The organism is Paenibacillus foliorum (assembly GCF_013141765.1).
Lineage (GTDB): Bacteria > Bacillota > Bacilli > Paenibacillales > NBRC-103111 > Paenibacillus_S > Paenibacillus_S foliorum.
In genome coordinates, this window is sequence record NZ_WHOD01000027.1 from 140,567 (window position 1) to 153,536 (window position 12,970).

Annotated in this window: 12 protein-coding genes and 1 other annotated feature; of the genes, 9 read left to right on the top strand and 3 right to left on the bottom strand. The window is 43.6% G+C overall.

Going from position 1 to position 12,970, the window contains the following annotated elements; translation table 11 throughout:
* Positions 1–80: 80 nt before the first annotated feature.
* The gene (gene trmB / locus GC093_RS07535; RefSeq protein WP_171651256.1) at positions 81–830 is read left to right on the top strand and encodes a tRNA (guanosine(46)-N7)-methyltransferase TrmB; all 750 of its coding nucleotides are present in this window, start codon (positions 81–83) and stop codon (positions 828–830) included.
* A 68-nt stretch (positions 831–898) separates the two neighbouring features.
* On the opposite strand, the gene GC093_RS07540 is transcribed toward trmB, so the two are convergent.
* Positions 899–2,023 (bottom strand): MGDG synthase family glycosyltransferase, encoded by a 1,125-nt coding sequence (locus tag GC093_RS07540; RefSeq protein WP_171651257.1) that lies wholly within the window; start codon positions 2,021–2,023, stop codon positions 899–901.
* A 74-nt stretch (positions 2,024–2,097) separates the two neighbouring features.
* Positions 2,098–2,625, bottom strand: coding sequence for a phosphatase PAP2 family protein (locus GC093_RS07545; protein WP_171651258.1), 528 nt, complete (start codon positions 2,623–2,625; stop codon positions 2,098–2,100).
* Positions 2,626–2,894: 269 nt separating this feature from the next.
* Between GC093_RS07545 and GC093_RS07550 the strand changes: the two genes are divergently transcribed.
* The 8 genes from GC093_RS07550 to GC093_RS07585 all read left to right on the top strand — a co-directional run bounded on the left by GC093_RS07550 (position 2,895) and on the right by GC093_RS07585 (position 11,279).
* Complete coding sequence (locus tag GC093_RS07550; protein WP_171651287.1) at positions 2,895–4,067, top strand: glycosyltransferase family 4 protein; 1,173 nt, start codon at positions 2,895–2,897, stop codon at positions 4,065–4,067.
* A gap of 271 nt (positions 4,068–4,338) precedes the next feature.
* A complete protein-coding gene (locus tag GC093_RS07555) occupies positions 4,339–5,574 on the top strand; it encodes a glycosyltransferase family 2 protein (RefSeq protein WP_171651259.1) in 1,236 nt (411 codons plus the stop codon).
* A gap of 62 nt (positions 5,575–5,636) precedes the next feature.
* Positions 5,637–5,773: a sequence feature (ribosomal protein L20 leader region), on the top strand.
* Between the two features lie 22 nt (positions 5,774–5,795).
* Positions 5,796–6,311: a translation initiation factor IF-3 gene (gene infC, locus GC093_RS07560; protein ID WP_171651288.1), complete on the top strand. Its 516-nt coding sequence runs from the start codon at positions 5,796–5,798 to the stop codon at positions 6,309–6,311.
* 24 nt (positions 6,312–6,335) lie between these two features.
* On the top strand, positions 6,336–6,539 hold the full coding sequence (rpmI, locus tag GC093_RS07565) for a 50S ribosomal protein L35 (RefSeq protein ID WP_171651260.1): 204 nt from the start codon (positions 6,336–6,338) through the stop codon (positions 6,537–6,539).
* Between the two features lie 40 nt (positions 6,540–6,579).
* Positions 6,580–6,939 carry a 50S ribosomal protein L20 gene (gene rplT, locus GC093_RS07570; protein WP_171651261.1) on the top strand — a complete coding sequence of 120 codons (360 nt, stop codon included), beginning with the start codon at positions 6,580–6,582 and terminating at the stop codon, positions 6,937–6,939.
* Between the two features lie 600 nt (positions 6,940–7,539).
* A complete protein-coding gene (locus GC093_RS07575) occupies positions 7,540–7,770 on the top strand; it encodes a hypothetical protein (protein ID WP_171651262.1) in 231 nt (76 codons plus the stop codon).
* Complete coding sequence (locus tag GC093_RS07580) at positions 7,746–10,100, top strand: cyclic di-GMP-binding domain-containing protein, MshE-related (RefSeq protein ID WP_171651263.1); 2,355 nt, start codon at positions 7,746–7,748, stop codon at positions 10,098–10,100. Before GC093_RS07575 ends, GC093_RS07580 begins: the two co-directional genes overlap by 25 nt.
* Before the next feature lie 30 nt (positions 10,101–10,130).
* Positions 10,131–11,279 carry a glycosyltransferase gene (locus GC093_RS07585; RefSeq protein WP_171651264.1) on the top strand — a complete coding sequence of 383 codons (1,149 nt, stop codon included), beginning with the start codon at positions 10,131–10,133 and terminating at the stop codon, positions 11,277–11,279.
* Between the two features lie 76 nt (positions 11,280–11,355).
* Here the strand turns inward: GC093_RS07585 and GC093_RS07590 are convergent, their stop codons facing one another.
* A complete protein-coding gene (locus GC093_RS07590) occupies positions 11,356–12,966 on the bottom strand; it encodes an ArnT family glycosyltransferase (protein ID WP_171651265.1) in 1,611 nt (536 codons plus the stop codon).
* Positions 12,967–12,970: the final 4 nt, after the last annotated feature.

Here is a 12,970-nt window from a genome sequence, read left to right on the forward strand (position 1 = left end):
TTCTTTAGTCACGATTAAGGGTATAATTTTTTCTGATATATTATTACATGAAGTTACAAGTACCGATGTGGAGGAAAATTATGCGTTTACGCGGCAGAAAAGGTATCAGAGAAGCATTGGAGGCTCAGGCAGAACTTATTGAGTTGAATCCGGCTGCATATAAAGGAAAGTGGAATGCTGTTTTTGGCAACGATCGGCCGATCCATGTAGAGCTAGGTATGGGAAAAGGACGATTTATTAGCCAGTTAAGCTCGCTTAATCCAGAAATTAATTACATAGGTGTAGATATGTATGACGAGCTTCTTCGTCGTGCAGGAGAAAAGGCTGTTTTATCGCGTGAGGAAAATGGCGGTACCTTGGCTAACCTACGACTGGCTTTATTTAATATTGAAAAAATAGAAGACATCTTTGATACAGACGAGCTTGAACGCATTTATTTGAATTTTAGCGATCCTTGGCCAAAGAAACGGCATGCACGGCGCAGACTGACACATTCCGGCTTTGTTCGCAAATATATGGATGTATTAAACGAAAATGGCGAAATACATTTTAAAACCGATTCACGCTCATTATTTGAATTTTCCTTAAATTCATTTTCTGATATGGGACTGAGGATGCGTAATATTTCGTTGGATTTGCACGCGGAAGGACCAAGAACTGATTTAGTTATGACCGAATACGAAACCAAGTTCTTCGGGCAGGGAATGAATATTCACCGTCTTGAAGTTGTTATAGGGTCTCATGCACTGCAGACTCATTTGAGTGGATTAGAATTAAACGAGAAACAAGAAGAAAGCAACAAGGATCTAACAGAGCAGGATGAAATGTGATTGTAATCAGATGAACGGCAAAAGAAAAGCATGCGAGCCTCTATAGAGGACGCATGCTAATTTTGTAGTTATTGGTTTAAAATCTCCATAATAGCCTGTGAACAGTCCATGGGATTGTATGGATTCGTGTGCTGAGACAAGGACAAGAGGGCGCGGCGCTTGAGCACCTCCGGATAACCGTCTACAAGCAGCTTAAGCCAGTGATCCATAGTTGCATCCGATTTAATATGCTCCCCGAACCCATGCTGGGTAAAATACTGCAAGTTCTCCTCTTCCTGACCTGGAATCGGATTATAGAAGAGCATTGGAATTCCTTTGGCCAAGCCTTCCGTACAGGTCATTCCCCCGGGTTTGGTAATCAACAAGTCGGATACGTCCATCCATTTGTCAATTTCATTGGTAAAGCCCATGAGCCGAATGTTTTCATGCTGGAAGCGTTTATCTTCAGATAATGCTGTTAATGCCTTGTCATTACTGCCAAGACAAATGATCAGCTGTATTTTCTCACGCCAATCGGTAAAATAGCGCAGCATTTCTTCATTATTCATTAATCCCCAGCCTCCGCCCATAATTAACACGGTTGGCATGGCCTTAAGTCCATACTGGGCGCGAAGCTCATCGCGGTTATGCTGCCCCCAGAAATTTGGATGAACCGGTATACCTGTCACTTCAATCGCATCGGAATTAATTCCGCGGCCCAGCAGCTTATCCCGCACATCGGAGGTGGAGACCAGATACTTATTCACCTCTGAGCTTAACCAAGTGCCATGCGCGTCATAATCGGTTATTACGGTGCACAAGGGTACGTTGAGCCCAGCACGCTTTAATCGGGAGATGACGGCGTTAGGGAATGGATGAGTACACACAATCGTGTCAGGGCGCAATTGATTGATGATCTCTGCTGTTTGAGCATAAAAAATACGGTGCAGTGCCAGCTGAGTAAACCGATTTAGAGATTTTTTGTACTGAGAACGATACATATATCCGTACAGCTTGGGCTGAGTGGTCACGGTTTTACGATAAGCTGTAAAGATCCATGGAGCCAACGTCGGATGGAGAAAGGAGCCAAGCTCCAGCACACGAGTCTGGATGCCAGGCGAGAGCATGCGAAGACCGACGGAAAGTGCATGAGCGGCTTGCGTATGCCCGGCCCCAAAGCCTTCGGATAATAACAACACCCTTTTTTTACGCATTAGCGTTTCACCATACCTTGTGACAATGGATTTACACAATTTTAACATTAAACATTTTATAGGCAAAATGCAACTTATCCGAAAAATGCGACAATTGACAACGCTGAAAGGGTCCCGATAAAGGCTCCTGCCAAGCAATCAGATGGATAGTGCAAGCCCAGATATATTCTAGATATAGCAACAAGGACGGCAAGCGGCAGGAGAATCGCTCCGATCCAAAAATTAACACATACAAGTGGCAGCACAATGGAGAAGATAGCTGTAGTATGTCCAGAGGGGAATGAATGGTCCTTCAATGGCTTTTTGTAGGTATTTGTGTCGGGAAGTACAAGATAAGGACGAAGACGCGGATATTTTCTTTTAATAATGGCGACTGGGATGTGACTCAATGCTAACGCTAGACAGCTATAGATGCCGGCAGTTTTCCAGACTCCTTGCCCAAATAAGGCTAAGCAGAGTGCTGTTGTAATCGCTATGGACGCACCGCCTAGATGTGTAATTGTAGTAAAGAAAAAATCCAAAGAGGTATGCTGAATCCGTTGGTTTACCCAACAAAACATACGATTTTCACGCTGCTGCAGCCAAGTTACAACACGGCTCATCAAGTTCACCTCCTTAAACTTCAATGGGATAAGCTGTGCCTACCCGTCATATAGTTAGTATAACTCTCTATTGTTAGTGGAGTATTAAATCTGAAATAAATCCGCATTCAAGCCGATTTAATCTTCAGATGATCTTCTGCTAACATTACGATGCTATGATGAAGAATGATAATGGATTTGAACCGGAAACAAACATTTATGCCGGGACTTCATTTGTCATTCCAGTCGCACTCCTAAGTACAGGCTTGTATTATGGGGAGGGGTTAACCATGCGGGTAGCTTTGTTTACAGATACGTATCTGCCAGATGTCAATGGGGTAGCGAAAACTTTAGGGCGATGGGTTCAATTTCTGCAATCACGAGATGTGAAGTGCAAAGTGTTCGCACCGCTTAGCGATTCTGCTGATGAGTTAGGTATAAGTATAGTAGAACGATTCTATAGTATTCCCTTTCTTTTGTACCCGGAATGCCGGATGGCCATTCCGAATCCAATTCAATTTAACAAGTCGCTAAAAGCCTTTGCCCCGAACTTGATTCATGTGGCAACTCCGTTCAATCTAGGTCTAACGGGTCTGCATTATGCCAAAAAGCATAACGTGCCGATCGTTGCATCGTACCATACTCATTTTGACCAATATTTATCTTATTATAAGCTGCAATGGATGGAACCAATGCTCTGGAAATATATGCTTTGGTTTCATCAGGAGTGCCAAAAAATATATGTTCCTTCAGAATCAACCCTGCTCCATTTGCAGGATAAGGGTTTAAAGCGAATGGAAATTTGGTCCCGCGGCGTTCAGGAAGATCTCTTCAGTCCGATTGTGGATCACGCTCAAGTATGGAAACAGTATGGGATTAATCCTGACCGATTTATCATCCTTTTCGTGGGTAGATTGGCACCTGAAAAAAGTATGGACGTGCTTTTACAAACATTCCATTCCCTTACGGACAGGATTCGTGCCGAAGCCCATCTTGTGATCACAGGAGATGGACCTCTGTATCAACCATTGCTTGAAGAGTACGGTGAACGGCCGGACATTACCTTCACTGGGTTTAAGCAAGGCAGGGAATTAAGCGATCTATATGCAGCAGCAGATGTGTTTTTATTTCCGTCGGCTACTGAGACTTTCGGCAATGTTATTCTCGAAGCGATGGCCTCGGGCACTGCAGTGATTGGATCTGCCGCAGGTGGGGTAAAAGATACTATTCATCATAATCAGAATGGACTTTTGTGCACGCCCGGAAACATCACAGAATTTGTGAATGCAGTGGAATTGTTGTATCATAATGAAGGGCAGCGCATAGAGATTTCAGAAGCAGGCCGCGCCTACAGCCTACATCAATCATGGGAGCAGATTTTTTCGCGATTGTATGACAGCTATCTTAGTGTTCTAAGTGAATCAGCCAGCCTTACAGTAGAAGATCGGGCGGTAATGAAGTAAACTCATGACTCTAAAAGTATGAAATACGGTGATAATAAGACGTAATAAGATGGATGTCAAAGAGTCGTACTCTAAATGTCCATAATTCTCGTAATATTTCAGAGATCTGACGTAATGTAGCCCCAAGAGGCTTTTGACAAAATGGAATAAAGAGAGGAAAATCATATTCGGTTACCCACTCAAATCCAGACAAAGCCATCGAAGTTCATAAATATAACTATAGAGAGAGAACAGAGACTTTGGGGTACATAAAAAAAGGGGGATTCTTTTAATGCTGGATTATTTTTTGTTAGGTGTCCAGGTTATTTTGTCAATGATCGGAGCCTATCAGCTTTTCTTGACGTTCTTTGGTTGGTATCGTCGAGAGCCAAAAGCAAAACATGCGCCGCAGAAGTCGTTCGCCATTCTTGTTGCAGCTCATAATGAGGAGCAAGTGGTCGGGGCACTTCTGGATAACTTAAAAAAACTTGAGTATCCAAAAGAATTATTTGATGTATTTGTTATTTGTGATAATTGTACGGACAGCACCGCTCAAATCTCCAGAAGTAAGGGAGTATACGCTTGCGAGCGCAGTAACCCTAAGCTTAGAGGAAAAGGGTACGCGATCGAATGGATGCTGAAGGAACTATGGAAAATGCCGCGCAGCTACGATGCGATTGTTATGTTGGATGCTGATAATCTGGTGAATCCGGATTACTTGAGTCTGATGAACGACGATTTGTGCAATGGCTCACGCGTAATTCAAGCTTATTTGGATACTAAGAATCCGAATGACTCCTGGATTACTGCAGCGTATGCGATCACTTATTGGTATTGCAACCGTTTGTGGCAACTGCCGCGTCAAAACCTTGGTTTGGCTAATTTCTTGGGCGGAACCGGTATGTGCTTCGAAACAAACCTGATCAAAGAAATCGGTTGGGGTGCGACGAGCCTGGTAGAAGATTTAGAATTTACGATGCGTTGTGTGCAACGTGGAGTAAACCCAACTTTCAATTATGATGCTAAAGTTTTTGATGAGAAGCCTTTGACCTTTAAAGCGTCTGCGAGACAACGTCTAAGATGGATGCAGGGTCATTTTGATGTAGCAAGACGGTACTTCTTCCCGTTGTTTTGGAAAGGGCTTAAAGAGGGCAGCTGGGCTAAGCTTGATACAGCTGTTTATGCCTTGAATGTATATAACGTTCTGATTGGTTCTGTGGTTACTCTTATATTGTGGGTCAATTTGCTGATGCCAGGAGTTTATTCACTGAAATCACTGTATGATTATGCGCCGAGTCTGTTCATGACTATCGCGGTTCTCAGCTTTATTCAATTCCCACTTGCGCTTATTATCGAGAAAGCGACTTGGAAAACGTATGCGTACCTGGTCACTTTCCCAGTGTTTATGTTATCTTGGTGGCCTATCACCGTTTACGCGTTTTTCACTCAGAACAACAAGCAATGGAGCCATACGGAGCATACACGAGTCATTCGCTTGGAAGAAGTGCAAAGTAAGCAGGTTAGCTAATAGAAGCTTCCGAAACATACTTGTTGACTTAGCTAATGCGGCTATGTTATGATGTCTGGGTGTTAAAAAAGAAGAAGCGCCCGCTTCTCACCTGACCGACTTGGTTGGCTGGTAATCAAAGCTAAAGTGAATTTTTAAGATGATAGTCACTTGAACCTTTTAAGACGTGGGCCTTGCGCCCTCGTCTTTTTTAATTTTATAATCTCTGGAGGTGGAAGGTTATTAGTACAGAGCATTTAATTAACGATGAGATTCGTGTGAAGGAAGTACGTCTGATCGGTGCAGACGGTGATCAGCTCGGCATTAAGCCGATTCGCGAAGCGCTTCAGATCGCGATTGACGCCAATTTGGATTTGGTCAACGTTGCTCCGACGGCTAAGCCGCCGGTTTGCCGGATTATGGATTACGGGAAATACCGTTATGAAATGCAGAAGAAAGACAAGGAAGCCCGTAAGAACCAAAAAATCGTTGAACTTAAAGAAGTTCGTCTGAGTGCTACAATCGATGAGCATGACTTCCAAACGAAGCAGCGCAACGTTGTTAAATTTTTAGGCGAAGGCGACAAGGTGAAACTGAGCGTGCGTTTCCGCGGTCGTGAGATCGCTCACGCGAGCATCGGGCAGAGAGTGCTTGAGCGTATGGCGACTGAAGTAGAGGAGCTGTGTGTTGTTGAACGCAGACCTAAACTAGAAGGCCGCAGTATGATCATGATTTTATCGCCGAAGCAGCAAGCATAATTATTAGGGAGGACTAAAAACATCATGCCAAAAATGAAAACACATAGCAGCTTAAAAGGCCGCTTCAAGATCACAGGTACAGGCAAAGTAATGAGATACAAAGCTTACAAGAATCACTTGTTGTCGGGTAAATCCGCTCGTCAAAAGCGTGTATTGGGTACTAACCCTACTATGGCGCCAGGCGATGTAAAACGCTTGAAACAACAATTGGGCAACATCAAAGGTTAATTCGTATTTTATTCTACTTAAATTCTGGAGGTAATCAATCATGGCAAGAGTAAAAGGCGGGTTCGTAACTCGTCGTCGTCATAAAAAGATTTTGAAGCTAGCTAAAGGTTATTTCGGTTCCAAGCATCGCTTATTTAGAACAGCTAAGCAACAAGTAATGAAATCCTTGCTGTATGCATACCGTGACCGTCGTCAAAAGAAACGTGATTTCCGCAAATTGTGGATTACACGTATCAACGCTGCGGCTCGCATCAATGGCTTGTCCTATAGCAAGTTCATGCACGGCTTGAAGCTTTCCGGTATCGAAGTAAACCGCAAAATGTTGGCTGACCTTGCTGTCAACGACCTAAGCGCGTTTAACGATCTGGCAACTGCTGCTAAGCAAAAAGTGAACGCGTAATAAATATAAATACAATAGCCCTGTTTCTTAGGATGAATAATCCGAGAAATAGGGTTTTTTATTTGACTTAATATTGAAATCAGTCCTTAAACTTTAGCATCAAGGTTGATTGGTAGAATTAAATAGGAGTTTACCCACTACATCTTTAATGCTGAGCAAATAACAAAGAATTCAAGTTTTGGAACTCGGAAGTGCGGTTAATTATCTTTAATGCTGTTTAGTTTTTGTTCAGATGACTAGCTGTATGATAAACTGAGAAGTTGGAATTCGAAAATTAAGTTAACAAAATTCTAACAAATGATTTTGAATTGACTACAACTTAATGAATATCTAATATTTACTTAATTTTTTTATAAATTAAATATGTTATCATGAAATTAATAAAAACGAATGGGTCTTAGGACTTATTGTTTCAGTAATGGGTCTTTTGGCTTATGTCTGAATTGAATGTGATCCAATTCCTAATAAACTACGTAGAATTCATAGGATGTATTAGAACAAGGTCAAGGTGATACAGTGATTTTTCGAGCTATAGAAGGAGTGGTTGATTTCATAGAGATCATGACTGCTGTTAACCAATCCAAATAAGGAGTGAATAATGTGAGAGAAAAAGCGCTGATCGGTTATAACCGTATTAAGGCGGAACGTTATTTTGCCTCATTGGAAGCAGAAGAGGCGACTCTGAACCAGCAGCGTGAAATGAATAAGCAATCGTATAAGCTGAAGGAAGCGGAGCTGCTGTACGAAATCAATGATATGAAGCAAAAGATAGTTGAGTTGAATCAACTGGAAACGAGCTTGAAGCAATGGATTCAAAGAAACGAGAATTAGAACCATCTTTCGGTTTCGCTTGGCTAGGGCTCCGCAGAAGTTTGACCGACAAGCATGCCAGAGGATTGGAAGAGCGGGTTCGTTATAAATGGGAATTGAATGAGGTTGAAAGTCAGGAGCAAGAGAAGCAACTGCAGGAACTGGCAAAACAACTGGAGTATTTGAAACGTGAATATGAAAGTAAAGAAGACTATGTTAATGAATTGATAGCACATAAGCTCGAACTGCTTGAACGAGAGGGCTTTAAGCCTGATATGGACAATGGTCCCAAGAAGCCGAAGTTGAGGATGGGCGACCTGATGGTAGCCGAAGGGCTGGTTACCGAGAAACAGTTGGAAGAGGCCATGGCACATCAAAAGAAATTCGGAGGACGGCTTGGTGATATTGTATCTGAGATGGGCTTTGTTGATAAACGGAGAGTATCAGTCCTGCTGGATGGCAAAACCCAAAAGGGCAGACTCGGCGACATGCTTGTCAATACTGGCGCTATCAAACAAGAGGAGTTAAATCAAGCACTGGAGTTTCAGCGGAAGAGCGGCGGAATGCTTGGCGATATTCTTATGTCGATGCGGATTATTGAGCCGGAGAGTTTGTACCGCTATATAGCAACGCAAAATAACCTCGGTCGGATTGGTTCGGAGTTCGACTTCGTGGATTTGATCAAGTTACCGGAATATTTAGCCAGACAATACGACGCTGTTGTGATCAGTCAGGACTTGAACCGCTATTTGGTGGCAGTAGGAAGTCCATTGTCGGATGAGGCTCAGCGGTCAATCGAAGCACTATTGGGACTGCCGCTTGAACAAGTGCTGGCAACCCGCGAAGAGATGGAATATTTCTGGGCGCAAGTATATCAATCAGAGCTGATGGTGGAGAGCACTCAGAAACTAGTGAACGAGCAGCCACAAAATTCTGCTCATATAACCTTCACGGTTCCTCAATTGACCACCGCCGCTGCTTCCGTGCTGTTTCTTTTAGTTTGTCTTGCACTGGACTGGTTTCATACGCTTATTATCGTCAATGTCCTTATCCAAACTTTTTATTTTTCGATGACATTATTTAAATTTTTGATAGTTATGTACGGCACACGAGACAACGCGCAAATCCGATTTACGAAAGAAGAAGTGGATGCGGTCGATGAGCGAACACTCCCTATTTATACAATCTTGGTTCCGATGTACAAGGAAAGTGCAGTTATTCCTTATCTTCTAAACAACATAGAACAGTTGGATTATCCTAAGGCCAAGCTGGATGTTAGATTACTGATTGAGGAAGATGATGTCGAAGCACAGCAGTTGCTGAAAAGTATGAATCTCCCGGCTTATTATACGACGATAGTTGTGCCGCACAGCTTGCCCAAGACGAAGCCAAAAGCCTGTAACTACGGGTTGATCCGAGCTCGTGGAGAATATGTAGTTATCTATGATGCTGAGGATCGTCCGGATCCCGATCAGCTAAAGAAGGTTCATGCCGCATTTGTGCAAGGTCCTGACAGCCTGGCTTGCATTCAAGCGAAATTGAACTATTTCAACAGTGATCAGAATTTGCTTACACGCTGGTTTACGCATGAATACAGCATGTGGTTCGAGCTGCTGCTGCCTGGGGTTATGCAGCTTAATATTCCGATACCACTCGGCGGAACGTCCAATCATTTTAAAATGTCCGTGCTCAAGGAAATTAACGCATGGGATCCTTATAACGTAACAGAGGATGCTGACTTAGGAATTCGTTTGTACAAATCAGGCTATACGACAGCGATTGTCGATTCACGGACATGGGAAGAAGCAAACAGCCGCACGGGGAACTGGATTCGTCAAAGATCTCGCTGGATTAAAGGATATATGCAAACATGGCTGGTCCATATGAGAAATCCTATCCGTTTATGGCGGGAGATTGGCACGAAAGGTTTTTGGGGCTTTCAGGTTATGGTGCTTGCAACTCCGATGCTGCCGTTGTTAAATCCGATTTATTGGGTAATGATCATTTTGTGGTACGGCTGGAAAATGGACTGGATTCCGCAGTTTTTTCCGGGACCGATTTATTATATGGCTTCGGCTGAATTTATGATAGGTAACTTTTTATTCGTTTTTAGTAATGTGGCAGGGGTATACTGGGTCATCTACGAGTTGGAGAAACGGCAGCAGTATGTGTTTTCCTATGGTTTAGTTAAATATGCATTACTGACACCTATCTATTGGGTGTTAATGAGCTTGGCTGCTGTTAAGGCAGCGTGGCAGTTGATCACAAAGCCGTTTTATTGGGAGAAGACGACGCACGGACTTGGCAAGCATACCCCGGACGCAAACGCCGGAGAAGCGGTGCAGGAGTAACAAATTTCGCGATGAGGCAGAGGATGGGAAATGAAAATTAGCGTTATTGTGCCGTCTTACAATGAAGGTAACAATGTGATCAGGCTTGCTCACCGTCTACAAGCTGTTCTGGAAAGCTCGACCTATTTGTTCGAGGTTATTTATGTGGATGACAGTACGGATAACACCCCCGAGCTGCTCGAAGAGCTCCGGCTAAGCGATAGCCGATTTACCTATGTGCACAGGACCAATAGCAGAGGGCTTGCGACTGCGGTGCTTGAAGGCTTTCGGCAGGCAACCGGGGATGTCTTTATTGTTATGGATGCGGATCTGCAGCATCCGCCGGAGATGATCCCGGAAATGATGAAGAGTATATTGCAGGGCAATGATATGGTCATACCGTCTCGTTTTGTGCCAGGAGGCAAAGACGGAGGTTTGAGCTGGAGCCGTAAAATCGTTTCCTGGACAGCGCGCAGCATAGCTCGACTCGCCTTGAAGCGAGCCCGACATGTAACGGACCCTACTGGTGGCATATTTGCCGTAAGGCGCGGAGTGGTGGACGGCCTGCATTTCGATCCGATTGGCTGGAAAATTATGCTGGAAATATTGGTACGCGGTCGTGTAGACAAGGTAGCGGAGATTCCGTATACTTTCGTCGCTCGTGATCTGGGAGATTCAAAGATGAGTCTGCAGGAGCAGTTCCGTTATCTTCATCATATAGCAAAATTGGTGATTGGAAGCGAGGAGGATTTTCGTTTCTGGAAATTTTGCATTGTAGGAGGAAGCGGCGTTTTAGTCAATACCACTGTGTATGTTTCACTTGTTCAGGCGAGTCTCAACATAGTTACCGCATTTGTGGTGGCATCGATCGTTTCAATGATAAGCAATTTTGTATTGAATAATCGATTTACATGGAGCTATAGCAAGGTGGATTCGCATTGGGCTCGATTCATCAAGTTTTCCGTCGTAAGCGTTGGCGGGATTTTATTGTCCAGCGGGCTTGTCTATGCGCTTTATCATTGGCTACTTGTTAACTACCTACTCTCCGGTTGGATTGGCATTATAGGTGGCATACTGTGGAATTATAGCCTTAACGATAGTTGGACTTTTTCTAGGAAAGCAAATGTAGAAGGTTTTTTGGACGTAGATTCTTTGAATAAGGAGCAGCCGCATCATTCATCAGGCAAGTTTAAACTGTAAAAAGAAAAGCCATGTGCTGCCATTGATTTGAGCGGGCATGGTTTTTCCTATTTTTTATTCAGTGGGATTGTCCTGCTTAGGGCTGCTGCATGCCGGAATCGACTGCTCCAATCACTTTATACAGTTTCCGGTAATCTTCGAATTGTTTTTCCAATGTGACCCAGTGGCCTCCATGTTCATACAGAGACGGATACTGCTTATTAATAGCATTGATAAGCCCTCCTTCAATGGGAGGAGGAACCAAGATATAGCTGACCTGGAACTCAGCTGGATTAGCCAGGATTTTCAAAAAATCAAGGTCGCTTGTTATCACGAGATTTGACGGCTTATTTGTATTGACAATAACTTGGAAATCGGTGAACGAGTCGAGCAAAATCAGGTCATCGGGCAACTCATCGTTTATATACTGGGCGATTTGTTTTGCAATTTGCTGCTCATTATAGTTTTTGCCGTAGTTGAATGTATCGTATTCTTCTGAAGCGCGGGATGGATCGGACATCGCGTAAGCGACCAAAGCGCCGGTTACTACAAGTCCGATCAGATGTACGGATAAAACGAATTTGGCATTTAGCTTCAGCCGAACAATTTCATAAGGGAGCCATGCAGCCATGATAGGAAAAATATAGAAGAAGAACCGCAGCCAGCCATAAGATGTACCTTTGTAGAGCATCACGGACTGCAGTGCCGGAATAGATAGCAAAATACCGATGAAAATGAGCATATCCCATTGAAGTAGCTTGCGGGTTACCAGTCGGAACAGTACAATAATTAGCAGCGGTACACTAAAAAAAGACGATTTGAACGCAACATAAGAGATTATGTTAACAGGGTTGCCTATCATGCGGCTAAACTGGTCGTTCCCAGAGAGCGCTTCGCTAAAGGAAAGATTGGAATAATTGGAATTAAAAAAGAAAAATGGATTTCCCATAATCATATAGTTAAGAAAAATCCAGATTAAGCATGTATAAACAAACGGTGTCAATGCGACAATGATACTGCCTTCGCTGCGCAAATATTTGAAGGAAGCCTTATTATCGGCCCGGCTTATATGTTTCGACGGAATGAAGAAGATGGCGATCAGCATACTGCATCCCGCTGCTGCGGCTAAGGGTATTGCTTCATAACGCACGAGGAAAGCAAGAGCCAATGCCATGCTCAGCATGATAATATGTCGAGAAGCTTCGTCTTCCAGCCACCTGCTTAGGCTTGTTACTGTTGCAACGAGGAAGAAGGTAAACATCACTTCGGTCATACCGTTAGCTCCGTATAAAAATAGAAACGGATTCAGCGCATAGAGTATACAGAATAAGACGCTGAGGGGTGTGGGCAAGCCGAATCGGATAAGATTTTGCAGCAGCAGCACGACTGTTCCTGCAGCAAATAAGCTTGTCGTCAGTACTGCAGCTAAAGCATTGGAAGCAAGCTTAGGAAATATCGGCCAAAACCATAGCCATACCCATTCAATGAGACTGGGAAGCGGGTTCCATACGAATCCAATCGCCGCGAGGTGTGGATGTCGGCTGTGCGAGATGTAGAACGCATTTGCTACCCGGCTAATAGCATCCCCGGCGACGTAACCTCTGATGCAGGTCAAGTAATAGCCGAAAGCAAATTCAGCAGCGAACGTAAGAATGAACAACAAAAGATACATCTTGGTATACTTCTTCGTTAAATTGACACGTGGCATTAGA

Bases quoted from the DNA above. Each gene is read 5' to 3' on its own strand.
- GC093_RS07580 (WP_171651263.1), top strand. From the start codon at position 7,746: ATGGATTCAAAGAAACGAGAATTAGAACCATCTTTCGGTTTCGCTTGG.
- rpmI (WP_171651260.1), top strand. From the start codon at position 6,336: ATGCCAAAAATGAAAACACATAGCAGCTTAAAAGGCCGCTTCAAGATC.
- trmB (WP_171651256.1), top strand. From the start codon at position 81: ATGCGTTTACGCGGCAGAAAAGGTATCAGAGAAGCATTGGAGGCTCAG.
- GC093_RS07550 (WP_171651287.1), top strand. From the start codon at position 2,895: ATGCGGGTAGCTTTGTTTACAGATACGTATCTGCCAGATGTCAATGGG.
- GC093_RS07590 (WP_171651265.1), bottom strand. From the start codon at position 12,966: ATGCCACGTGTCAATTTAACGAAGAAGTATACCAAGATGTATCTTTTG.
- GC093_RS07585 (WP_171651264.1), top strand. From the start codon at position 10,131: ATGAAAATTAGCGTTATTGTGCCGTCTTACAATGAAGGTAACAATGTG.
- GC093_RS07555 (WP_171651259.1), top strand. From the start codon at position 4,339: ATGCTGGATTATTTTTTGTTAGGTGTCCAGGTTATTTTGTCAATGATC.
- rplT (WP_171651261.1), top strand. From the start codon at position 6,580: ATGGCAAGAGTAAAAGGCGGGTTCGTAACTCGTCGTCGTCATAAAAAG.
- GC093_RS07545 (WP_171651258.1), bottom strand. From the start codon at position 2,625: ATGAGCCGTGTTGTAACTTGGCTGCAGCAGCGTGAAAATCGTATGTTT.
- GC093_RS07540 (WP_171651257.1), bottom strand. From the start codon at position 2,023: ATGCGTAAAAAAAGGGTGTTGTTATTATCCGAAGGCTTTGGGGCCGGG.